15 protein-coding genes and 2 pseudogenes are annotated in these 25,704 nt (G+C 38.6%); 15 read left to right on the plus strand and 2 right to left on the minus strand.

Features of this window, described 5'->3' with window-relative positions; all coding sequences use genetic code 11:
* Positions 1 to 295: 295 nt before the first annotated feature.
* The 8 genes and pseudogenes from HT711_RS00190 to HT711_RS00225 all read left to right on the plus strand — a co-directional run bounded on the left by HT711_RS00190 (position 296) and on the right by HT711_RS00225 (position 9,010).
* Positions 296 to 1,166, plus strand: a pseudogene (locus HT711_RS00190) (ABC transporter ATP-binding protein).
* 15 nt (positions 1,167 to 1,181) lie between these two features.
* Complete coding sequence (locus HT711_RS00195) at positions 1,182 to 1,910, plus strand: ABC transporter permease (RefSeq protein WP_000773482.1); 729 nt, start codon at positions 1,182 to 1,184, stop codon at positions 1,908 to 1,910.
* Between the two features lie 385 nt (positions 1,911 to 2,295).
* Positions 2,296 to 2,505: a helix-turn-helix transcriptional regulator gene (locus HT711_RS00200; RefSeq protein WP_050201387.1), complete on the plus strand. Its 210-nt coding sequence runs from the start codon at positions 2,296 to 2,298 to the stop codon at positions 2,503 to 2,505.
* Positions 2,495 to 2,983 carry a DUF6773 family protein gene (locus tag HT711_RS00205; protein WP_000247411.1) on the plus strand — a complete coding sequence of 163 codons (489 nt, stop codon included), beginning with the start codon at positions 2,495 to 2,497 and terminating at the stop codon, positions 2,981 to 2,983. Before HT711_RS00200 ends, HT711_RS00205 begins: the two co-directional genes overlap by 11 nt.
* A 115-nt stretch (positions 2,984 to 3,098) precedes the next feature.
* Positions 3,099 to 4,559, plus strand: coding sequence for a nicotinate phosphoribosyltransferase (locus HT711_RS00210; RefSeq protein ID WP_173249658.1), 1,461 nt, complete (start codon positions 3,099 to 3,101; stop codon positions 4,557 to 4,559).
* Positions 4,556 to 5,380 (plus strand): ammonia-dependent NAD(+) synthetase, encoded by an 825-nt coding sequence (gene nadE, locus HT711_RS00215; RefSeq protein ID WP_173249659.1) that lies wholly within the window; start codon positions 4,556 to 4,558, stop codon positions 5,378 to 5,380. The genes HT711_RS00210 and nadE overlap by 4 nt, the downstream gene beginning before the upstream one ends.
* A 344-nt stretch (positions 5,381 to 5,724) precedes the next feature.
* The gene (locus tag HT711_RS00220; RefSeq protein ID WP_173249660.1) at positions 5,725 to 6,276 is read left to right on the plus strand and encodes a GNAT family protein; all 552 of its coding nucleotides are present in this window, start codon (positions 5,725 to 5,727) and stop codon (positions 6,274 to 6,276) included.
* 631 nt (positions 6,277 to 6,907) lie between these two features.
* Positions 6,908 to 9,010, plus strand: a complete 2,103-nt coding sequence (locus tag HT711_RS00225; RefSeq protein ID WP_173249661.1) for a PspC-related protein choline-binding protein 1 — start codon at positions 6,908 to 6,910, stop codon at positions 9,008 to 9,010.
* Between the two features lie 572 nt (positions 9,011 to 9,582).
* Here the strand turns inward: HT711_RS00225 and queA are convergent.
* The gene (gene queA / locus HT711_RS00230) at positions 9,583 to 10,611 is read right to left on the minus strand and encodes a tRNA preQ1(34) S-adenosylmethionine ribosyltransferase-isomerase QueA (protein WP_173249676.1); all 1,029 of its coding nucleotides are present in this window, start codon (positions 10,609 to 10,611) and stop codon (positions 9,583 to 9,585) included.
* 150 nt (positions 10,612 to 10,761) lie between these two features.
* On the opposite strand from queA, the gene HT711_RS00235 reads away from it, so the two are divergent.
* Entirely contained in the window at positions 10,762 to 11,469 is a 708-nt protein-coding gene (locus HT711_RS00235) for a glucosamine-6-phosphate deaminase (protein WP_173249662.1), read from the plus strand.
* 138 nt (positions 11,470 to 11,607) lie between these two features.
* Complete coding sequence (rpsU, locus tag HT711_RS00240) at positions 11,608 to 11,784, plus strand: 30S ribosomal protein S21 (RefSeq protein ID WP_000048054.1); 177 nt, start codon at positions 11,608 to 11,610, stop codon at positions 11,782 to 11,784.
* A 61-nt stretch (positions 11,785 to 11,845) separates the two neighbouring features.
* Here the strand turns inward: rpsU and HT711_RS11140 are convergent, their stop codons facing one another.
* On the minus strand, positions 11,846 to 12,016 hold the full coding sequence (locus HT711_RS11140) for a hypothetical protein (RefSeq protein WP_240148973.1): 171 nt from the start codon (positions 12,014 to 12,016) through the stop codon (positions 11,846 to 11,848).
* Between the two features lie 96 nt (positions 12,017 to 12,112).
* On the opposite strand from HT711_RS11140, the gene hprK reads away from it, so the two are divergent.
* The 5 genes and pseudogenes from hprK to HT711_RS00265 all read left to right on the plus strand — a co-directional run bounded on the left by hprK (position 12,113) and on the right by HT711_RS00265 (position 25,631).
* Positions 12,113 to 13,048, plus strand: a complete 936-nt coding sequence (gene hprK, locus HT711_RS00245) for an HPr(Ser) kinase/phosphatase (RefSeq protein ID WP_173249663.1) — start codon at positions 12,113 to 12,115, stop codon at positions 13,046 to 13,048.
* The gene (gene lgt, locus HT711_RS00250) at positions 13,041 to 13,829 is read left to right on the plus strand and encodes a prolipoprotein diacylglyceryl transferase (protein WP_173249664.1); all 789 of its coding nucleotides are present in this window, start codon (positions 13,041 to 13,043) and stop codon (positions 13,827 to 13,829) included. The genes hprK and lgt overlap by 8 nt, the downstream gene beginning before the upstream one ends.
* Positions 13,830 to 14,256, plus strand: a pseudogene (locus HT711_RS00255) (DUF948 domain-containing protein).
* On the plus strand, positions 14,229 to 14,618 hold the full coding sequence (locus HT711_RS00260) for a YtxH domain-containing protein (RefSeq protein WP_173249665.1): 390 nt from the start codon (positions 14,229 to 14,231) through the stop codon (positions 14,616 to 14,618). Before HT711_RS00255 ends, HT711_RS00260 begins: the two are co-directional and overlap by 28 nt.
* Positions 14,619 to 15,098: 480 nt before the next feature.
* The gene (locus HT711_RS00265) at positions 15,099 to 25,631 is read left to right on the plus strand and encodes a YSIRK-type signal peptide-containing protein (RefSeq protein ID WP_173249666.1); all 10,533 of its coding nucleotides are present in this window, start codon (positions 15,099 to 15,101) and stop codon (positions 25,629 to 25,631) included.
* The last annotated feature ends 73 nt before the right edge of the window (positions 25,632 to 25,704 follow it).

Below are 25,704 nucleotides of genomic sequence, written 5' to 3' on the forward strand. Positions count from 1 at the left end.
AGAATGGCGAAATCCCTTGATGTGCAAGGGATTAGCTGTCCTTTTTTATTTTTAAGTGATAAAGTCGGAGCTTAGGTATCAAAGTTTATCAAATTAAACAAAGAAGCGATGCCGTCGATATTTTGAAATTATATATTTAAACTAAAAACTCTCTATCTTTTTGTGGTAGAGAGTTTTTTTGTTAATAAAATTTTACAAAATGACATTTATATATTGCATTAAGTTAGATATATGATATAATGTTGTTAAAAAGAGGCGCAACTTTTTAAACTCAATAAGAATCAAAGAGCAAACAATGAATATTAATGGAGGAATAAAAAATGGAAGTTATAAATGTAAGTAAGCATTATGGCCATTCAATCATTCTCAAAGGTATAAATTTTGCACTTAACAAGGGTGAAATTGTTGGTCTAGTAGGGAGAAACGGAGTTGGCAAGAGTACGTTGATGAAAATTCTTGTTCAGAATAATCAACCGACTTCAGGGAATATTATAAGTAGTAATAATGTTGGCTATTTAATCGAAGAACCAAAATTATTTTTATCTAAAACAGGTTTAGAGAATTTAAAATATTTGTCAAATTTATATGGTGTTGACTACAATCAAGAAAGATTTGGAAGTTTGATCCAAGAGTTAGATTTGACTCAGTCTATTAATAAAAAAGTAAAGACCTATTCTTTGGGTACAAAACAAAAATTAGCTTTGCTTCTAACTCTTGTTACGGAACCTGATATATTGATTTTAGATGAACCGACTAATGGTTTAGATATTGAATCATCACAAATAGTTTTAGCGGTTCTAAAAAATTTAGCTTTACATGAAAATGTGGGAATTTTAATATCGAGTCATAAATTAGAAGATATTGAAGAAATTTGTGAAAGGGTTCTTTTCTTGGAGAACGGGCTTTTGACATTTCAAAAAGTAGGAAGAGATAGTCATAATTGCTTGTTTGAGATAGCTTTTTCATCAGTTACAGATAGAGACATTTTCATTAGCAAACAAGAATTTGGGGATATTGTTCAGGAAGAGGGACTGAAAATTACTATGTCTGGGAATATTCAAAGTAGTGAGCTTTTTAAATTTTTTAACGAAAACTCTATTAAAGTAGTTGATTTTGAAACTAAAAAAGAGACGCTTAAAGATATTTATCTAAATCGTTCAAAATAAAGGAAGGATATAATCATGAAATTAAATAAATTGAATTTTCTTAAGGAAAATATAAGGGATTTATATTCATCAGGCGTAATATATCTTGGTTTGATTATCTCGTTTATACCGCCGATACTGGTTACATTCTTTATTCTAAAGACTCAAGGGACATCACTTGGTATTAAGCATATTTCAAATTTTTATGCTATGCTCGGTATGTTAATGGCTGTTATACATGCTAACCGAATTATTAGCAGGGATTTTTCCCACAATACGATAAGTTTATTTTATAATCAACAGAAAAATCGGATGATTTACGTCTTGTCTAATTTTATATATGCCATCTCAGTTTCCATTATTTATGCTTTGAATGGCATTGTGCTACTAGTCATCGTAAGTAAATTGGGTGTTCCAGGTGATTTAGGATTAGATTTTATAGCAGCCATTGTAGTCAATACAATTTTGTTAGTCCTATTTTATTTTCTATTATCTTACATTTTTTATTTATACAAATTGAAAAGTGGCTTGGTATTTGGTATTTTAGTAGCTTTACTACTCTTTATCCCTAATATATTAAATACGATTATGATGAATACTAGTAATGATTTGTTTATCAAAGCGATTGAACTTCTTCCTTTTTATTCCTTACCTGTATTTGTTGCTTCAAATACGATGTCTATTAGTCAGTATCTTGTGGTAATCACTACAATCATTTTATTGTACTTGTTCACTCTCAAGAAAAGCAAGGAGTATTCATTTTAGCTTTATTTAGTATTATTTTGCAGACTTAAAATCCAGCAAAAAATCAGTCATCTTGCTATGCTCCTGCTCTTGCTGTTTACCACGTTTTTGTCTTATGCTAGACTCATTTCCAAAAGCATTATATAATAGTGATATGAAAGCAACTAAACTAAACAAGAAATACAAGCAATCAAAACTCGTTTAAAAGACCCTACTAAAGCTAATACTAAACAAAAAATCAAATAGCAAACTAGGAAGTTTATTTCAAACAATCCAACATACTGATTTTAGGCTGAAGATAATATTGGAGTGCTAATTAATGAGGTTATAATAAATAGCTGACAACTTGTGTTGGTTTTGGATTTTTTAAGAGTAGATGAGTATTAAAACTATAAGGAGGACGCAGGTGGCTAAAAATTTAAAATTAAAATTAGCTCGTGTTGAGCGTGATTTAACACAAGGTCAACTGGCAGAGGCTGTCGGGGTGACACGCCAGACTATTGGTTTGATAGAGGCGGGGAAATACAATCCCAGTCTCTCGCTCTGCCAGTCCATTTGCAGATGTTTAGGGAAAACCCTAGACCAACTATTTTGGGAGGAAGAAGATGGTAAATAAATTCATTCATTATCAATTACTTGACGAAAGAGAAGAACAGCTAATCAATAAAGCTGGAGCGGAATCCTTTACCCTCTTCATTGGGCTTGTGCTTCTAAGCTATTTAGTGGCTGTATTAGCTCCCTCTCTTTTTAATCCGAATTTTCTAGTCTATACTCTGATAGTAGGAATTTTCTTCTTTTTCAATCGTGCCCGTTATCTGGGAGTGACCTACTATAGTCGTTTTCATTTTACGATTTTGGGTTGTTTTTTCCTAACATTGGCTATTACGGCTCTTTTGATGTTACAGAATTATCAATTCAACATAGAAATTTATCAGCACAATCCTTTGAACGTTAAATACCTGTCTGCTTGGGCAATTACTTATGTCATTTACCTTCCTTGGGTTTTTATCGGCAATCTTGGTCTGAAGAGCTATGGCGAATGGGCTCAGAAAAAATTTGAGCAAGACATGGATGAACTGGAGAGTGGTGAATAGCTTGTTACTCTTTTCTCAATCCAGCTAAAATGTGATATAATAGTACTAATTTATTGGAATACATGAAAGTTTTTGAAAATTTTCATGTATTTCTAGTTAAGGAAGTAGGAAAAGTATGTATTCAGATGATAGTTTGACATTGCACACGGACTTGTACCAGATTAACATGATGCAGGTTTACTTTGACCAAGGGATTCACAATAAAAAGGCGGTCTTTGAGGTTTATTTCCGCCAACAGCCTTTTAAAAATGGCTATGCAGTTTTTGCAGGTTTGGAAAGAATTGTGAACTATCTTGAAGATTTGCGTTTTTCAGATAGTGATATTGCCTATTTGGAGTCGCTAGGCTATCATGGGGCATTCTTGGACTATCTCCGCAATTTCAAGTTGGAGTTGACCGTTCGTTCTGCCCAAGAAGGGGATTTGGTTTTTGCTAATGAACCGATTGTGCAAGTTGAAGGCCCTCTAGCCCAATGTCAGTTGGTCGAAACGGCTCTTTTGAACATCGTCAACTACCAGACCTTGGTAGCGACTAAGGCAGCTCGTATTCGTTCAGTTATTGAAGATGAACCTTTGATGGAGTTTGGGACACGTCGGGCGCAAGAGATGGATGCGGCTATCTGGGGAACACGCGCAGCGGTGATTGGTGGTGCCAATGGAACTAGCAACGTGCGTGCTGGTAAACTCTTTGACATTCCTGTCTTGGGGACCCATGCCCATTCCTTGGTACAGGTTTATGGCAATGACTATGAGGCTTTCAAGGCTTACGCTGCGACCCACAAAAATTGCGTTTTTCTTGTGGATACCTATGACACCCTTCGTATTGGTGTGCCAGCTGCCATTCAGGTGGCGCGTGAGCTGGGTGACCAGATTAACTTTATGGGTGTCCGGATTGACTCTGGGGATATTGCTTACATTTCCAAGAAAGTCCGTCAGCAACTGGACGAGGCTGGATTTACAGAGGCTAAGATTTATGCTTCTAATGATTTGGACGAAAATACTATCCTCAACCTCAAGATGCAAAAGGCCAAGATTGATGTCTGGGGCGTGGGTACCAAGCTGATTACGGCCTATGACCAGCCAGCTCTTGGTGCAGTTTACAAGATTGTTGCAATCGAAGATGAAAATGGCCAGATGCGCAATACCATTAAGCTGTCTAATAATGCTGAAAAAGTGTCGACACCAGGTAAGAAGCAGGTGTGGCGCATTACCAGTCGTGAAAAAGGCAAGTCAGAAGGCGACTACATCACTTATGATGGTGTGGATGTGAGCGACATGACAGAAATCAAGATGTTCCATCCGACTTATACCTACATCAAGAAGACCGTTCGTAATTTTGATGCTGTTCCTCTATTGGTGGATATCTTCAAAGACGGAAAATTGATTTACAACCTGCCTAGCTTGACTGAGATTCAGGACTATGCCCGTAAGGAATTTGACAAGCTTTGGGATGAGTACAAGCGTGTGCTTAATCCGCAGCACTATCCAGTGGATTTGGCGCGTGATGTATGGCAGGATAAGATGGACTTGATTGATAAGATGCGCAAGGAAGCCCTTGGTGAAGGAGAAGAAGAATGAGTTTGCAAGAAACGATTATCCAAGAATTGGGTGTCAAACCAGTGATTGATACCCAGGAAGAAATCCGTCGTTCTATTGATTTCTTAAAGAGATACCTGAAAAAACATCCCTTCCTTAAAACCTTTGTACTAGGGATTTCTGGAGGGCAGGACTCGACTTTGGCAGGTCGTTTGGCTCAACTAGCTATGGAAGAACTGCGAGCAGAAACGGGAGACGACAGCTACAAATTTATCGCTGTCCGCCTGCCATATGGAGTGCAAGCTGATGAAGCAGATGCTCAAAAAGCCTTAGCATTTATCCAGCCAGATGTCAGCTTGGTTGTGAATATCAAGGAATCAGCCGATGCCATGACGGCAGCAGTCGAAGCGACAGGTAGTCCTGTTTCAGACTTTAATAAGGGCAATATCAAGGCACGTTGCCGTATGATTGCTCAGTATGCCCTTGCTGGTTCCCATAGCGGAGCGGTCATTGGAACAGACCACGCTGCGGAAAATATCACAGGCTTTTTTACCAAGTTTGGTGACGGTGGTGCGGATATTCTCCCTCTTTTCCGCCTCAATAAACGCCAAGGAAAACAACTCTTGCAGGAACTTGGTGCAGACCCAGCCCTTTATGAAAAAATCCCAACGGCAGACCTAGAAGAAGACAAACCAGGCCTAGCTGACGAAGTAGCCCTCGGAGTCACTTATGAAGAGATTGACGACTACCTAGAAGGCAAAACAATCAGTCCAGAAGCCCAAGTAACAATCGAAAACTGGTGGCACAAAGGCCAACACAAACGCCACCTACCAATCACCGTATTTGATGACTTTTGGGAGTAAAAAGGTCCGGGGGACCTTTTTAGCCCGAGTTTAGAAATAAGAAAACGAGGCAGATTCGGTAACTCAAGAGTTCGATTTCGTCTTCTCACCCTCGCAACGATGACTAGGTTTGAAAAAGCTTGCTAGAGCGCATTTCAAACCAGACAGCGACTGCGTCAAGGAACTAGATAAAAAACTTGTTTTTTAGTTGTTACTGAGTTTAGTCTTTTTACCCCGAGCATGAAAACAAGTAAGTGAAGAAGGTCCGGTTGACCTTCTTCGCTTATTACCTTGAAATTCAAAAGCAAAGTAAATTTAAATTGAGGTTGGGCAGAGAATCATCTATCAGAAAGCGAGGTAGTGTCATGAAATTAATCGGTACGCAAACGTTACAGACAGATCGTTTAATCTTGCGAAGATTTGTGGAGAGTGATGCAGAAGCTATGTTTCAAAATTGGGCTTCGTCTACTGAGAATCTAACCTACGTCACTTGGGATCCCCATCCTGATGTCGAGGTCACTCGAAACTCCATTCGAAATTGGGTTGCTTCCTATACCAGTCCCAACTATTACAAATGGGCCATTTGTCTCAAAGAAAACCCAGAACAAGTGATAGGAGATATCAGTATCGTTGCAATAGATGAGAACGATTCTTCTTGTGAAATTGGCTATGTGTTAGGCAAGGCTTACTGGGGGAATGGTATGATGACAGAGGTCTTGAAAGCTGTCTTGGACTTTTGTTTTACTCAAGTAGGCTTTCAAAAAGTCAAGGCACGTTATGCCAGTCTCAACCCAGCTTCAGGTCGTGTCATGGAGAAAGCAGGGATGTCCTATCTACAAACCATTGTTAATGGTGTAGAGAGAAAAGGCTATCTTGCGGATCTTATTTATTATCAGATAAGTAGGGAAGAATGTTGAATTCTCTTTTCTGTTTTCATTGAAGTCAACTATTTATTGTAAATATAATAATTGGCATCCCAAGTTTATTTGCAACTTTAAAATAGCATATTGATTAGCACAAGACAGATGTTCTAGTTCCTTCTTTAATCTTGTTTAGTATTAGTTAAAAAATCGCTTTAAGCTTGTAACTAAGAGGGAGCTAATCGACTAGATTCTCCAGCCGAACAGGTGGTAATATGTTTTTTATAGTGTAATCCTAGCTGTTGTTAAATTTAAAATAGAATCCTCTATCGAGTTAGGGAATTAAATTCCACCAATTTTATTTATGTTTCTCTATCGAAATATCTAACATTAAAATAGTCTCATTCTAATGAGCAAACTATTCGATTGTTATTGCATAGTTGTATAAGGAATGATGAAAGATGAGTGAAAATTATCAAGTTGGAATGTTTGTATTTAAATATATTAGCATGTATTTAGATAAGATGTCTGCAATCCTCTATATATGAGATTGATTACGATATAGTTAAAGTGTTAGTTCAATAATCAATATATCATTCTAAGTTTATTTGATATATTAAACATATTATTTAACATTTGCCAGAAAAGATGCTATACTAGAAGTAGTAACTTTTAGAAGGAGGATGTAATGGCAAAATCTAATACCAATAAGCGCTATGCATTACGTAAACTCGGAAAGATTTTTGGTTCTGTGATAATCGGGCTAACTTTATTTTTAGGAGGAGTCCTGAATACAAGTTTTGTTCATGCTGATGGGGCAGATGTGACAAGTGAATTGGATGATAATTTTGAAACCCAAGATAACCGAAAAGATATCCCCTATGAAACAATATACGAAAGAGATGACAATCTTCCTAAAGGAACGAAAGAAACAAAAACACCTGGTAAAAAAGGAATAAAAGCTACCGTAAAAACATATTCATCTACAACTTTACAGTTGGTCAGCGAGAAATCTGACGTTGTTATTCTTCAACCTCAAACAGAAGTTATCAAAGTGGGAACAAAGCCTACTGTAGTTACCGAAACGATTAGCTCTCTTATTAGATATATAAAAGATGCCACTCGCCCTGTTGGAAGTAATGTTTTAACAGAAAGTGATGGAGAAGATGGACTTAGAAAAATTACTACAACATATGATGTAAATGATAAAACAGGTGAGGTAACAATTAGAGAAACAACATCTACCATTGAAAAAGAATCAAAGGATATTATCTATAAAGTTGCAGCTAAAGATAAGGTAGAAAAACGCATCACCGAAAAAAGTACAAATATCCGTTTTGAAAAAGATGAAACTAAAGACCGTAGTGAAAATCCTGTTACAATTGACGGAGAGGACGGAACTATAACCACGACAACGACCTACGATGTTAATCCAGAGAATGGTCATGTTACCGAAAAGGTTACCGTAGAGAAAAAAGAAGCCACGGATACAGTTATCAAAGTTCCAGCTAAAAGTAAGGTTGAGCATAAAGTCCTTCCTACAGGTATCATCCGTTTTGAAAAAGATGAAAGTAAAGCTCGTAGTGAAAATCCTGTTACAATTGACGGAGAGGACGGAACTGTAACCACGACAACGACCTACGATGTTAATCCAGAGAATGGTCATGTTACCGAAAAGGTTACCGTAGAGAAAAAAGAAGCCACGGATACAGTTATCAAAGTTCCAGCCAAAAGCAAGGTTGAGCGTAAAGTCCTTCCTACAAGTGTCATCCGTTATGAAAAAGATGAGAGTAGAGACCGAGGAGCTTCTATTGAGATGGTTGACGGAGAGGATGGCTATGTAACCACGACAAGAACCTATGATGTTAATCCAGAGACTGGTAAGGTCACAGAAAAGGTTACTGTAGACAGAAAAGAACCGACAGACACAGTTATCAAAGTTCCAGCCAAAAGCAAGGTTGAAGAAGTTCTTGTTCCATTTGCTACTAAATATGAAGCAGACAATGACCTTTCTGCAGGACAGGAGAAAGAGATTACTCTAGGAAAGAATGGGAAAACAGTTACAACGATAACTTATGATGTAGATGGAAAGAGTGGACAAGTAACTGAGAGTACTTTAAGTCAAAAAGAAGACTCTCAAACACGAGTTGTTAAAAAAGGAACCAAGCCCCAAGTTCTTGTCCAAGTAATTCCAATCGAAACAGAATATCTCGATGACCCAACTCTTGATAAAGGTCAAGAAATAGAAGAAGCAGGAGAAATTGGTGAAATTACGCTTACTACAATCTATACTGTAGATGAACGTGATGGAACAATTGAAGAAACTACTTCTCGTCAAATTACTAAAGAGATGGTAAAAAGACGTATAAGGAGAGGAACGAGAGAACCTGAAAAAGTTGTTGTTCCTAAGAAATCATCTATTCCTTCGTATCCTGTATCTGTTACATCTAATCAAGGAACAGTAGAACCAGCTAAACCAGTTGCTCCAACAACAGGCTGGAAACAAGAAAATGGTATGTGGTATTTTTATAATACTGATGGTTCCATGGCAACAGGTTGGGTACAAGTTAATGGTTCATGGTACTATCTAAACGATAATGGTTCTATGGAGACAGGTTGGCTACAAAATAATGGTTCATGGTATTACCTCAACAGCAACGGTTCTATGAAAGCCAATCAATGGTTTCAAGTTGGTAGTAAATGGTATTATGTAAATGCATCGGGTGAGCTAGCGGTCAATACAAGTATAGATGGCTATAGAGTCAATGATAATGGTGAATGGGTGCGTTAACAGATTCCTCCCTGCTACACAATTGATAATAGTATGTCTGAATATATAATTATGTATAAAAAGCTATAGATAAGCTCATCTTATAGCGACTATAAAAAAGTGAACAAGCCTAGTCTTCTGTACATTAGAATTCAGGTTTGTTCACTTTTTGTTTAATACTCAATGAAAATCAAAGAGCAAACTAGGAAACTAGCCGCAGGTTGCTCAAAGCCCTGCTTTGAGGTTGTGGATAGAACTGACGAAGTCAGTAACCCTACCTACGGCAAGGTGACGTTGACGAGGTTTGAAGAGATTTTTGAAGAGTATAAGTCTTTGATTTTGAGACTAAGGAGAGTCAGGGTCAAAGTAGTGAATGATTCTGAAATAACTCATAATAGTCTCTTGAGAGGACAGATAAGAGTAACAAATATGGTGCTACTCATGTGTCTTGCATTTTGATTTACAAACAGCGAAGAAAATATAGGAAGCTGAAATAAAATATAGATGAATCAATTTGGAGAGTCAACGCAATCTATTGTAGATATAATATCTTAGCGATTTATTGGTATTAGAAGATTTAGAGAAATTCCTTCTCAATAAATAAACATGGCATCGCCAAAACTAAAGAAGCGATAGTGTTCTTGGATGGCATGGTGGTAGGCATCTAAGACTAATTCACGGCCAGCAAAGGCAGAAACCAACATGACCAGAGTTGATTTTGGCAGATGGAAGTTGGTTGAGAAGGCATCCACGACCTTCCACTCATACCCAGGTTTGATAAAGATATTGGTCCAGCCAGAATCTGCTTGGATTTGCCCGTCAAACTTGGAACCAATAGTTTCCAAGGTACGGATAGAAGTGGTTCCAACAGCGATGACGCGACCACCATTTTCCTTAACAGAGCGAAGGGTGCTAGCAGCCTCCTCAGAAAGCTGGTAGAATTCTGAGTGCATTTCGTGTTCGTCCAGATTGTCAACTGAAACGGGTCTAAAGGTTCCGAGTCCGACATGAAGAGTCAGATAGACTAGATGAACACCCTTAGCTTGGATTTCTGCCAGTAGTTCTTTGGTGAAGTGAAGACCAGCAGTCGGTGCAGCAGCAGAGCCACTTTCCTTGGCGTAAACAGTTTGATAGCGTTCACGGTCATCCAGTTTTTCATGGATATAAGGTGGTAATGGCATTTCTCCTAGACTTTCCAAGACTTCTAGGAAAATTCCTTGGTACTCAAAGCGGACAATGCGGCCTCCGTGAGTCAATTCTTCCGTAACGACAGCGCTGAGACGGCCGTCACCAAAGCTAACACGAGTACCAATCTTGAGGCGTTTGGCAGGTTTAGCCAGAACTTCCCACTCATCACCAGCAGTATTTTTTAGCAGGAGAAGCTCTACATGGCCTCCTGTCTCCTCTTTTTGACCATAGAGGCGGGCAGGAAGAACACGGGTGTCATTCATAACAAGAGCATCACCAGGTTCCAGCATATCAATAATAGAGTGGAAGTGCTTATCCTGCATTGCTCCCGTCTCACGGTTGACAATGAGGAGTTTAGAAGCATCCCGTTTTTCAAGGGGCGTTTGGGCAATCAATTCCTCGGGTAAGTGGAAATCAAAATCAGCTGTATTCATATATCTGTTCATTCTTTCTAAGTTCTAATCCTATCCATTATAACATGTTTCAAGTTTGGACGCTCTTTTTTTGAAAATTAAATCGTTTTCACTTGACAAAAATTGGTCTATACCATATAATAAATATAGATAGAAATGGAGGATGAAAAGATGAAAGTTATTAAAGTTGAAAACCAAATCGAAGGTGGAAAAGTTGCTTTTGAGATTTTGAAGGAAAAATTGAACAACGGCGCTCAAACTCTAGGACTTGCGACAGGAAGCAGTCCACTTGAATTTTACAAGGAAATTGTTGAGAGTGACCTTGATTTTTCAAATCTAACCAGTGTCAACCTTGATGAGTATGTAGGCCTTGATGGCGACAATCCTCAGTCTTATCGTCACTTCATGCAAGAAAACTTGTTCAACCAAAAACCATTTAAAGAAAGTTTCTTGCCTCGTGGTGTTAAGGATTATGCTGAAGCTGAAGTTGACCGCTACAACCAAATTTTGGCTGACCATCCAGTTGATCTGCAAATCTTGGGAATCGGTCGCAATGGACATATCGGATTTAATGAACCTGGTACTCCATTTGACAGTCAAACGCATTTAGTAGAACTTGACCAGTCTACTATTGAAGCCAATGCGCGCTTTTTTGACAAGATTGAAGACGTCCCAACCCAAGCCATTTCAATGGGGATTAAAAACATTTTGGATGCCAAGTCAATCCTTCTCTTTGCTTACGGTGAGTCGAAAGCAGAAGCCATTGCCGGAACAGTGTCTGGTCCAGTGACTGAGAACTTACCAGCAAGTAGCCTCCAAAATCACCCTGATGTGACCATTATCGCAGATGCTGAAGCGCTCAGCTTACTTGAAAAATAAAAAGCAATGTTCTGTTGAACGCTTTCAACTCTTGTATAAATGTAAGAAAAAATCAAAATTAAACCGCATTTTTGCTTGACAATTATTCCTTTTACGTGTAGAATGAAATAGATATTGAACTTGAAGGGAGTGAAAAAAATGTCTAAAACAGTAGTACGTAAGAATGAATCTCTTGACGACGCACTTCGTCGTTTCAAACGTGCGGTTACTAAAGCTGGTACTCTTCAAGAAACACGCAAACGTGAATTCTATGAAAAACCTTCTGTAAAACGTAAACGTAAATCAGAAGCAGCTCGTAAACGTAAAAAATTCTAATTTGAAATGAAAGGCTAGAGAAATCTAGTCTTTTTTCTTTTAATACTCTTCGAAAATCTCTTCAAACCACGTCAACGTCGCCTTGCCGTATGTGTAGGATACTGACTACGTCAGTTCCATCTACAACCTCAAAACAGTGTTTTGAGCTGACTTCGTCAGTCTTATCCACAACCTCAAAACCGTGTTTTGAGCAACCTGCGGCTAGTTTCCTAGTTTGCTCTTTGATTTTCATTGAGTATAAATAAATACTCCAAAGCCTGCAAAAATCTGAAACTTCTAAGGACAATTTGATATAATAGTAAAAAGAACTCATTTGAAGGAGGAAATGATGTCGGTTTTAGTAAAAGAAGTGATTGAAAAGCTTAGACTAGACATTGTCTATGGCGAACCAGAATTGCTTGAAAAGGAAATCAATACAGCGGATATTACACGACCTGGTCTTGAAATGACAGGCTACTTTGACTACTATACGCCAGAGCGAATCCAGCTCTTGGGAATGAAGGAGTGGTCTTATCTGATCAGCATGCCTTCTAATAGCCGTTATGAAGTTTTGAAAAAAATGTTTCTACCTGAGACACCTGCGGTCATTGTTGCCCGTGGTTTGGTGGTTCCAGAGGAGATGTTAAAGGCTGCTAGAGAATGTAAGATTGCTATTTTAACCAGCCGTACGGCTACTAGTCGTTTGTCTGGAGAGTTATCTAGCTATCTGGATTCTCGTTTGGCAGAACGTACCAGTGTGCACGGTGTCTTGATGGATATCTATGGGATGGGTGTATTGATTCAGGGAGATAGTGGAATCGGTAAGAGTGAGACAGGTCTGGAGCTTGTCAAACGTGGTCACCGTTTGGTAGCTGATGACCGGGTCGATATCTTTGCCAAGGACGAGATTACTCTTTGGGGTGAACCAGCTGAAATTTTGAAACACTTGATTGAAATTCGTGGGGTTGGGATTATCGATGTTATGAGTCTCTACGGTGCCAGTGCTGTCAAGGATTCTTCACAGGTTCAGCTTGCTGTCTATTTGGAAAATTACGATACGCATAAAACTTTTGATCGTCTTGGAAACAATGCAGAGGAATTAGAAATTTCTGGTGTAGCCATTCCTCGTATCCGTATTCCAGTGAAAACAGGTCGTAATATTTCTGTCGTGATTGAGGCAGCTGCCATGAATTATCGTGCCAAGGAAATGGGCTTTGATGCGACTCGTTTGTTCGAAGAACGGCTGACAAGTCTCATCGCTCGAAATGAGGTGCCTAATGCTTGATCCAATTGCTATTCAACTAGGCCCTCTAGCCATTCGTTGGTATGCCTTGTGTATTGTGACAGGCTTGATTCTTGCGGTTTATTTGACCATGAAAGAAGCGCCTAGAAAGAAGATCATACCAGACGATATTTTAGATTTTATCTTGATAGCCTTTCCCTTGGCTATTTTAGGAGCTCGTCTCTACTATGTCATTTTCCGTTTGGATTATTATAGTCAGAATTTAGGAGAGATTTTTGCCATTTGGAATGGTGGTTTGGCCATCTACGGTGGTTTGATAACTGGGGCTCTTGTACTCTATATCTTTGCTGATCGCAAACTCATCAACACTTGGGATTTCCTAGATATTGCGGCGCCTAGCGTCATGATAGCCCAAAGTTTGGGTCGCTGGGGCAATTTCTTTAACCAAGAAGCTTATGGTGCAGCAGTGGATAATTTGAATTATCTACCTGCCTTTATCCGTGACCAGATGTATATTGAGGGGAGCTACCGTCAACCGACCTTCCTTTATGAGTCTCTATGGAATCTGCTTGGCTTTGCCTTGATTTTGATATTCAGACGAAAATGGAAGAGTCTCAGACGAGGTCATATCACGGCCTTTTACTTGATTTGGTATGGTTTCGGTCGTATGGTCATCGAAGGCATGCGGACAGATAGCCTCATGTTCTTTGGTCTTCGAGTGTCCCAATGGCTATCATTTGTCCTTATTGGTCTCGGTATTTTTATCATTCTATATCAAAATCGAAAGAAGGCCCCTTACTATATTACAGAGGAGGAAAACTAAATGTTAGAAGTTGCATATATTCTTGTAGCCCTTGCTTTGATTGTCTTTTTGGTTTATCTGATTATCACTGTACAAAAGCTTGGTCGTGTTATTGACGAAACAGAGCAGACGATTAAAACCTTGACTTCAGATGTGGATGTGACCTTGCATCACACCAATGAGTTGCTGGCTAAGGTCAATGTCTTGGCAGATGATATCAATGTCAAGATGGCAACGATTGATCCACTCTTCACTGCAGTTGCCGACTTATCTGTATCCGTATCAGATCTCAATGGTCAAGCGCGTGTCTTGAGCAAGAAAGCTTCATCAGCTGGTTCAAAAACACTCAAGACTGGGGCAAGTTTGTCAGCTCTTCGTCTTGCAAGTAAATTTTTCAAAAAATAAAAAAGGAGAATCCTTATGGGTAAATTATCCTCTATCCTTTTAGGAACCGTTTCAGGTGCAGCTCTTGCCTTGTTTTTAACAAGTGACAAGGGCAAACAAGTTCGCAGTCAGGCTCAAGATTTTCTAGATGATTTGCGAGAAGATCCAGAGTATGCCAAGGAGCAGGTCTGTGAAAAACTGACAGAAGTTAAGGAGCAAGCTACAGATTTTGTTCTTAAAACCAAAGAACAGGTTGAGTCAGGTGAAATCACTGTGGACAGTGTACTTGCTCAAGCCAAATCATGTGCTCGCCAAGCGACTGAAGCATCAAAAGATCGATTCAATAATCTCAAGGAGCAATGGCAAGAAAAGGCCGAAACTCTTGATGAATCAGAAGAGATTGTGATTGACATAACAGAAGAATAAAAGAAATAATAACTATTCTAGGTCCTATAAACTCTCTAGTGGATTATACCTCTATAGAGCTTATAGGTTTTTTTTATGTGGATAAAACCTTAAATAAAAAGAAATTTAATGATTTTTGAAAATAGATAAGTATAATCTATTTTTTTGTGAATAGAGTTGTTTTTAAAAAATATCAATATATTCACAATGTTATACTTAAATATACAATATTTTTCGAATTTTAAAGAATATAAGGCCAAATATTTGATTAAGTATGTAGAAAATAGTATAATTGAGCTGTGATAGCTGTGATAGCTGTGATAGCTGTGATAGCTGTGATAGCTGTGATAGCTGTGATAGCTGTGATAGCTGTGATAGCTGTGATAGCTGTGATGTTATTTGCCTATAGCAATCATCATAGTGATTTTTGTATCTTAACTCTTTTTAAGGAGTTGAAGTTATAAAGATTGCTTTTTTATTATATTTTCCTTAGGAGGAGAAATGGAACACAAATCGAATTCATATAAAGTAAATCGACAGCAACGTGAAAAGGTACTGCGCTTTTCGATTCGTAAATATAGCTTTGGTGCAGCTTCAGTAGCTGTTGCGGCATTGATGTTTTTAGGTACGCATGCCGTTAGTGCGGATGCTGTAGATACTAAAAACCAACCTACCATAGGCGCACCGAATCCAAATGAGGAGGAAGCGCCTCTGATAGAGCCTGCTCCAACATCAAAAAATGAGGAAATCAAGGAAACTGAGAAAATAGAAGAACCAGCTAAAAATCAAGAATCCTTAGAGGCTAATCCTCTAACTAACGGCACATCTACTAGCGCCATAACTGTAACGAAAGATGCTAGTGGTGATGAAGTGACGGAGAAACAAACATTAGATAAGTCTCAGTTACAAGCTAGTATCACAAGCGTTCAAGAACTCTTAGATAAAGTCAACAAAGAAAAAGCTCCAGCTTCGACCCTTGCTGCAATCCAAGCAGATTTAGAAGCAGCTAATAGTGTGCTTAATAACAATAGTCTTGAGTTAACACAAGCTGAAGTAGATGCGGCATCTAAAACGCTTAGCGGTAAATTGTTTGTATTATCTTCAATGCCGAAGGCTAATGCTCCTGAAAAAGTAGTAAAAGAAGGCAAAAATACGATTGCTAATACTGGGTCTCGTGATTCACGTAATGGCGAAACCATGGAAGAAGGATCTGATCTTCGCTCAGCACCTATTGATAAAAATACCAAACGTGGTGAATTAGGAATCGTTGTAGCCAACTCTGGATTTATTACAGGATATGCAATACCATCTTCAAAAATTGAGATTAAGAGAAATGGTACAACTGTGCTGACTTCTAAATTAGATGACACAGGAGCCTTCAAATTAAATGCTCCAGGTATTGAAGTTGGAGATGTGGTTGAATTAGTGGTTAATGGCCAAACTGTTACTACTACTACAGTAAAACAAACAGACACAGTAGCTTTTAATGATAGTTTAGCAGGAATTGCTCAAGTTGATGGATACACAGCGGCAGAAGCAGATGTTGAAGTAACAGTCGGAGGAAAAACTTATACTACCAGATCGCAAACAAATGGTTACTTTACAGTGAATGTTGATACGAACTTAATGGTAAACGATGCGGTTGTTACAACTGTTATCAAAAAGAATGGTCAAGAAGTTGGTCGTGGAACAAGTACAGTACGTAACACGAAAGTAACAGACTTCGGGGTTGGTTGGATTAAAAACCCTATGATTAACTATTCACATCGTGACGTGTTCTCTCCAGATACAAAACAATATGCCTTCGTAAGTAAGGGAACTGCTGATCAAGCCTATGACAATATTCGTGTTTACCGTGAAATGCGTATTGAAAATAATGGGGATAAATATTATTACTGGATATTAGATTCAGGGCCAAGACCAAATGGATTGGCTGGTGTTTCTAAAAAAATTTCACTTGCGATTCCACGTACGGTTGGAGATCCTTATGAATTTACGTATACAAAATACCAAGATGGAAAACAGACCTTCCATAAGGATTATGTTAGTGCATCAGCATGGGAGTATGAACACTCTGCTTTTCGTGCTTATGTAAAAGATGGCGTCCGACGTTCAGGGGCGGCTTATACTGAAAATGTAGACGGATGGCTTAAATATATAAACCCAGAGGCTGGTACTAGACTGAATAATTGGAGGTTTAATATTTATCGTAAAAATAGCGGAGATGGTACAGAACCTAACAACGATGCCTTTTCTCGTGTTAGTGATATATTGGGGATTCGTAAAGATGGTCTTGAATACAATCTTGTTCGAGGTGTTATAGAAGACAGAATGAACGTAGTTGCAGGGCAACGTTCAATTATTACTTTCAAGACGAAAATTCTTGAAGGAAAAGAGCTAAATGATAGTATTATGTCGGATTGGGGAGATAAAAACACTAATAACCCTATGCTTGACGAAATAAAAAAACGTCTAGCCAATGACCCATTCCTTGCTTATGGAGGATATACAGAGGGTGGATATAGACGCTATAGAACTGGTGAAAATGCAATTATCGGTGTATTACCGTTGAAACCAGACGAAGCAGCTAAATATAATCTTAAACCAGTATCTAAAGAGCAAACAACTAATAAAGGTGTCGTTCCAGATGCAATTAATAGTATTGCTAATACAAAAGACTTACCTGCTGGTACAACATACCGTTGGTTTAAAGATCCAGATGTATCAAGACCTACAGCACCAAATGTACCTGTGTATGGTAAAGTGGAAGTCATTATTCCAGAACGTGGAACATTTATTGTAGATGCACCTGTGCATGTTTTAGAAGATAAGGAAAAAACACCAGAAGCTCCATCGGCAACAGCAAAAGAAGATGGATCTGTAACAGCGAAACCACAAGATTCAACGAAAGTAGATAAAATTAAAGTTAGCTACACAGATGAGGATGGTTCGAAAAAGACGGCTGAAGGAAATAAAGGAAAAAATGGAACGTGGACTGTTACGAATAATCCAGAAGTCCAAATTGATGCAAATACAGGTGCAATCACAATTCCAGCTGATAAAGTCAAAGACAATACAGAAGTAACAGCAGTTACAACAATGGGAAACAGTGATGAATCAACTCCAGCAACAGCAACTGCAAAAGCACCAAAACCTGAAAAACCAATTGTAACGGCACCAAACACTGGTGATGTAACAGCAAAACCACAAGATTCAGCTAAAGCAGATAAAATTACGGTTACTTATAAAGACGAAGATGGAACAAATGTAACGGTAGTAGGTAATAAAGGAAATGATAACACATGGACTATTGAGAATAATCCAGGTGTAACTATTGATGCAAATACAGGTGCAATCACAATTCCAGCTGACAAGGTGAGAGATAATACCGTAGTAACAGCCATCACAAAAAATGGCAATAGTGTTGACTCAGATCCTGCATCAGAAACTGCAAAAGCACCAAAACCAGCAACTCCAACAGTAGTAGCAAAAGAAGATGGATCTGTAACAGCAAAACCACAAGACCCTGAAAAAGCAGATAAAATAACGGTTACTTATACAGGAGAAGATGATTCACCAAAAACAGTAGTAGGAACGAAAGACAAATTTGGTCAATGGACTTCAGATGATACAGAAATCAAAATCAATGCAGACACAGGTGAAATTACAATCCCTGCTGAAAAAGTAAAAAATGAAACAGTTGTAAAAGCTATCACGAAAAACGGAACGAGTGATGATTCAGATCCTGCAACAGACAAGGCGAAAACACCAGATAATGAACCACCTATTTTAACACTATCTGCTAACAACCTAAAAGTAGTAGAAGGCGAAACTATAACATTTAGAGTAAAAGCAAAAGATGATAAAAATGTTACTTTTGAAGCGACTGAATTTTTAGCTAAATATTTTAAGAGGTACAATGTTGGAACAACAGGAGTAGTGTCGTCTAGATATGTGAAAAATACAGAAAAAGAAAAAGAAATAGAGATTACAATTAATACTATAGCTGAAGATGTTGGTAAACAAAATACAATTATATTTAACGCAACAGATGATGCAGGAAATAAAGCTACACCAGTGATTTTCTCGTTTGATGTAACACCACGAGATAAGACAGCACCAACTATTTCAGCGGGTGGAGCAACAGTTACAAGTCATGAGGAAATTACGCCAATTCCAGTAACAGCTACAGATAACGATGGCGGAGTTGGAATGCGTGAAGATACTCCAATCGAAGTAACAGGATTACCAGAGGGATTGAAATTTGAAAATAATCAAATCGTAGGAACTCCAACTGGAGCCCCAGGAGTAACAAAAGTAACGATTACAGCTTATGATAAGAATGATAATAAGGCTGAAAAAACAATTGAAATTGTAGTTAAAGGACAAAATGACAAGTATAACCCAGTAGGAATCAATCGAACAGTTCCTAAAAACTCAACACCTAACGCAGAAGATAGTATTGGAAACAAACAAGATTTGCCACAAGGAACAAAATATCATTGGTTAACGCCACCAGATACGAGCCAAGGTGGACAAACTGTCTCGGCAGTTGTTGTGGTAGAGTATCCAGATAAAACAACAGATAACGTTAGTGTAAATATTAGTGTACCTACGAATTTGACAGCAGAAGTTACGAAACCAAATGAAGTTTTGGAGAAACGTGCAGTTGACTCTAAAAAAGTTGTCACACCAAATAAAGAGGGTTCAACGATTGCAACGCCAGATGAAGTGAATGGATTAACAGTTAATGGAGAAGGTAAATTAACAGGAACGCCAAAAGTAGAAAATTGGGGCAAAGACGAAGAAAAACGTGCTATCACAATTCCAGTTAAAGTTACGAATGGAAACGAAGAAATCACAGTAAGCGTACCAGTTACAATTTTACGTGATACGGATGGAGATGGAGAACCAGACACTACAGATTCAGATGATGACGGTGACAAAATTACGGATGAGGAAGAAAAGGCAAAGGGAACAGATCCAAAGATTTTTGATAAACCAGACAAGCCAACCTCATATGGTCTAACAGGAGCAGTAAAACCATCTACTGTTACTGAGAATAAACAAGTGACTGAACCAGGAGTTGTTACACCAAATAAGACAGGATCAACGATTGAAACACCAGCTTCTGTAAATGGATTAACCGTTGATAATAATGGAAGTTTAACAGGAACTCCAAAAGTAGACTCTTGGGGTGAAGGTGAAGAAGAACGTGATATTACTATCCCAGTAAAAGTTAAGAAGGATTCGGAAGAAGCTAATGTAAGTGTACCGGTTAAAATCCAACGCGATACAGACGGAGATGGCAATCCAGATGTGACAGATACAGATGATGATAACGATGGAATTTCAGATGACGATGAAAAGAGAAATGGAACAGATCCAAAAGTAGCAAATGGTCTGACAGGAATCGTTACAGCTCCAGCTAAAGTGAAAGAAAAAACTCCAGTACCGACGACTTTACCAAAAGTTGTAACGCCAAATAAAGAAGGTTCAACAATTACAACAGAAAATCCAGTAAATGAATTGAAAGTGAATGGAGAAGGTAAATTAGAAGGAACACCAACCGTAAATGATTGGGTTGGCGGAGAAGAAGAACGTAATATCACAATTCCTGTTAAAATTACGAGAGAAAAAGATGGAACTCCAAAAGAGGAAGTTACGGTACATGTTCCAGTGACAATCCAACGTGATACAGATAACGATGGAACTCCGGACGTTGACGATTTAGATGATGATAACGATGGAATTTCAGATGAAGATGAAAAGAATAATGGAACAGATTCAAAAACTGCAGACGGACTAAGTGTGAAAGTTACAAAACCGAATGTAGTGCTGGAGAAAAAAGAAGTTACTCCAAAAGAAGTTGTCACTCCAAATAAAAAAGATGCAACAATTACTACAACTACGCCAGAAGTGAACGGTCTGACAGTTAATGGAGAAGGAAAATTAACAGGAATTCCAACAGTGGAAAATTGGGGTAATGATGAAGAAGAAAAAACTATCAGTATCCCAGTTAAAGTAACGAGAGAAAAAGATGGTAAAAAAGAAGAAGTTGAGGAAAACGTTCCAGTCACAATCCAACGTGATACAGATGGAGATGGAATTCCAGATGTTTTAGATACAGATGATGACAATGATGGCATTCCAGATGATGTGGAGAAAAGTAATAAAACAAATCCAAAAGTTCCTGATAATCTAACAGCAATAGTTGCTGCACCAACTAAAGTTAAAGAGAAAAGCCCAGTTACTCCAACAAGAGTTGTTACACCGAATATGCCAAATTCAGCAATTACGACAGAAAATCCAATGAATGGCTTGAAAGTCAATAATGAAGGCAACTTAGAAGGAACACCGTCAGTAGATAATTGGAAAAAAGACGAAGAAGAACGTCATATCTTAATTCCGGTTAAAGTAAAAAATGGTGATAAAGAAATCATAGTAAAAGTTCCAGTCACAATCCAACGTGATACAGATGGTGATGGAATACCAGATGTTGAGGATACAGATGATGATAACGATGGAATTCCAGACACTGTAGAGGATACAAACGGAACAGATCCAAAAGTTGCAAATGATTTAGAAGTAGCAGTTACAAATCCAGACAAAGTGAAGGAGAAACAACCAGTTACTCCAATAAAAGTTGTAACTCCAAATAAAGAAGGTTCAACGATTGTAACAAACGCCCCAAATGGAACAGTGAACGGTCTAAAAGTCAATGATAAAGGCGAACTGGAAGGAATCCCAACAGTAAATGATTGGGATAAAGAGGAAGAAGAACGCCCTATCGATATCCCTGTTAAAGTTACTAAAGTTGTAGAAAAATTCACAGAAAATGGTAAACAAGAAGTAAGGGAAGAAAAAGACGTAACAGTTCGAGTAACAATCCAACGTGACACAGATGGAGACGGAGATCCAGATGTTACAGATACAGATGATGATAACGATGGAATTCCAGATGAAGTTGAAAAAGCAAATGGAACAGATCCAAAAAATGCAGACAATCTAACTGCAAAAGTTTCAGATCCAGTTAAAGTTACAGAAAAGACACCAGTTCCTTCAACATTACCGAGAGTTGTCACACCGAATAAAGACGGTTCAACAATTACAACAGAAAACCCAGTAAATGGATTAAGTGTTGGTGAAGATGGTAAATTAACAGGAAGACCAAGCGTAACGGATTGGGGTAGTGATGAAGAACGTAAAGTAAACATTCCAGTTAAAGTGAAGAATGGGGATGAAGAAATACGTGTAGAAGTACCAGTTATTATCCAACGTGATACAGATGGAGATGGAGATCCAGATGTGACAGATACGGATGATGATAATGATGGAATTTCAGATGAGGAAGAAAAGAAAAACGGAACAAATCCAAAAGTTGCTACGACACAAACTCCTAAGATAGGAATGACTCGTAAGGACAATGGTGATGTAGTAGTGACACCAACGAAACCAGACGGAACACTTTACCCTAAAGATACGAAGGTAGAAATTCCAGGAGAAAATGGAACAACAATAGTAGTAATGATAGGTGAAAATGGCTCAGGAACTGTACCAAATGACAATCTTCCAAAGGGTGAAGTACCAGGACAAGGTGTCGTAACAGAGCCAAATAAAGAACCATCAAAACCAGTAGACGTAACAACACCAGCTCGTAAGACACCAACGGTAGACTTGACTCAAAATCCAAGCACTGGAGATGTGACAGTAACACCGAAGAAACCAGACGGTTCCCCATATCCAACAGGAACTATTGTAACAATCCCAGGAAAAGATGGAAAAACGATTGAAGTAACAATTGGTGAAAATGGTTCAGGAACAGTTGCAAATGGTGATTTACCAGAAAGAGATGTACCAGGAACAGCTATCATTAAAGAACCAAATCAAAAACCATCACAACCAGTGGACATTACAACACCAGCTAAAAAAGTGCCAACATTACAATTAGATCAAGATCCAAAAACTGGAGATGTAACGGTAACACCTAAGAAACCAGATGGAACAACATATCCACCAGGAACGAAAGTAGAAATTCCAGGTAAAAATGGCAACCCAATTGTAGTAGAAATCGGTGAAGGAGGAACAGGAAACGTTCCTAATAATGATTTACCAGAAACAGATACGCCAGGAACAGGTAAGATTAAAGAAGATGGAAAACCAGAGGTAGAGATTAAGGTAGAAACACCGAAGAAAATTGATCCTAATGCACCAGAAACAGCACAAGTAGGTACAATTGAAATCACAAGAAAACCAAATGGAGATGCTGTAGTTACACCTAAGACCACAGATGGAAAAAATTATCCTAAAGATACTAAAGTGAAAATTCCAGGAGAAAATGGAACAAGCATCGTAGTGACGATAGGAGAAAATGGTTCAGGAGAAGTACCGAATGACCAACTTCCAAAATATGAAGTACCAGGAAAAGGAACAGTAACAGAGCCAAATAAGAAACCATCACAACCAGTTGCTGTAACAACACCAGCTCGTAAGACACCAACAGTGGAAATGGAACAAAATCCAAATACAGGAGATGTAACGGTAACGCCTAAGAAACCAGATGGAACAACATATCCACCAGGAACTAAGGTAGAAATTCCAGGAAAAGATGGAAAAACGATTGAAGTAACACTTGACAAAGATGGCAAAGGTACAGTTCCGAATAATGATTTACCTGATGAGGATACTCCAGGAACAGGTAAGATTAAAGAAGATGGAAAACCTGAGGTGGTTGTCAATGTTGAAACACCGAAAAAAATCAATCCAAATCATCCAGCGACGGAACAACCAACTGAAATCGACATCACAAGAAACTCAAATGGAGATGCCGTAGTTACACCTAAGAAACCGGATGGAATACCATATCCACCAGGAACAACTGTGAAAATTCCAGGAGAAAATGGAACACCTATTGTTGTAACAATCGGAAAAGATGGTTTTGGAATAGTTCCGAATGACAAACTTCCTAAAGATGAAGTGCCAGGAAAAGGAACAGTAACAGAGCCGGGAGCTAGACCATCACAACCAGTGGATGTGACGACACCTGCTCGTAAGCCATCAACTATACGTTTGGATCAAGATCCAAATACTGGAGATGTAACAGTAATTCCTATGAAGCCAGGTGGAGGAACATATCCAACAGGAACTAAGGTTGAAATCCCAGGTAAGAATGGAAATCCAATTGTCGTAACAATTGGGGAAGATGGAAAAGGTACTATTCCTAATAATGACTTACCAGATGGAAATGTACCTGGAACAGGTAAGATTACAGAACCAGGAAAACCAACTACTGAAGCTCAAGTGCTAACACCAGGTAAAATCAATCCACTTGCTCCTCAAACAGAGCAACCAGGTAAGATTGAAATTACAAGAAATCCAAATGGAGATGCTGTAGTTACACCGAAGAAACCAGATGGCTCAACATATCCACCAGGAACAAAAGTAGTTATTCCAGGAGAAAATGGGACACCAATTCTTGTAACGATTGGAGATAACGGCTCAGGAACAGTTCCAAATGATAAACTTCCAAAAGAAGCTGTCACAGGAAAAGGAATTGTAACAGAGCCGAATAAGAAACCGTCACAACCAGTAGCTGTAACGACACCTGCTCGTAAGACTCCAACAGTAGTGCTGACACAAGATCCAGCTACAGGAAATGTCACCGTCACACCGAAAAAACCAGATGGTTCAACATATCCACCAGGAACTACGGTAGAAATTCCAGGGAAAGATGGCAAACCAATCGTTGTACCAATCGGAAATAATGGAACAGGAACAGTTTCAAATAATGATTTACCTGATGAAGATACTCCGGGAACAGGTAGGATTAAGGAACAAGGTAATCCAACAGTTGAAGTTAAGGTAGAAACACCGAAAAAAATTGATCCTACTGCGCCAGAAACGGCAGAATTAGGTACAATTGAAATCACAATAAAACCAAATGGAGATGCTGTGGTAACACCTAAGAAACCAGATGGAACAACAACCTATCCAGAAGGTACTAGGGTGAAAATTCCAGGAGAAAATGGAACATCTATAATTGTGACAATCGGAAAAGATGGATCAGGAACAGTTCCAAATGATCAACTTCCAAAAGAAGCTAAACCAGGAAAAGGAACCGTAACAGAACCAGGTAAGAAACCATCTAATCCGGTGGATGTAACAACCCCAGCTCGTAAGACACCAACAGTAGAGTTGGATCAAGATCCAAATACAGGGGATGTGACGGTAACACCTAAGAAACCAGATGGAACACTATATCCAGAAAATACTAAGGTAGAAATACCAGGTAAGAATGGTAAACCTATCGTCGTAATAATTGGAAAAGACGGAAAAGGAACTATACCTAATAAAGATTTACCAGATGGAATAGAACCAGGAAAAGGAACGATTACGGAACCAGGAAAAGATCCTGTAGAAGTAATTGTAACAACCCCAGCCCGTAAGACACCAACACTAGATGTTTATCAAGATCCAAATACAGGTGACGTTACAGTAACGCCTAAGAAACCAGATGGTTCAACATATCCACCAGGAACGAAGGTAGAAATTCCAGGTAAGAATGGCATACCAATTGTCGTAATAATTGGACAAGACGGAAAAGCTACAATACCAAACAGTGAATTACCAGACGGTAAAGTTCCAGGTACAGGTAAGATTACTGAACCAGGTCAACCAGCTGTAGAAGTTCCAGTAGAAACTCCAGCTAAGGTAACACCAGCAACACCAACAGATACAATTCCAGTTGCACCAGTGACACCTGATACGCCAGTCCCACCTTCTACTGATGGAGATTCTGGTCAAGATACACCTGCGCCTATGCCTGCACCAACAACTCCAATTCCAGATGCAGTTACACCGAATGCAGATCATGAAGATACTACAGATGCTAGTGATAACGGAGCTAAATCAAATGATTCTCAAAATGTATTGCCAAATACAGGAACAGAATCAAATGCGACTCTTGCATCTCTAGGACTTCTTGGTATTCTAAGTGGTCTCGGACTTGCTCTTAGAAAGAAAAAAGAAGACTAAAAATTTAGTCAAATGAACATTCATTCTTTTGTATTGTAAAGACAAACTAGATTGGTTCTGGGAATCGTGTTCG

The sequence above is a fragment of the Streptococcus sp. 1032 genome (genome assembly GCF_013277015.1).
Classification (GTDB): Bacteria; Bacillota; Bacilli; order Lactobacillales; family Streptococcaceae; genus Streptococcus.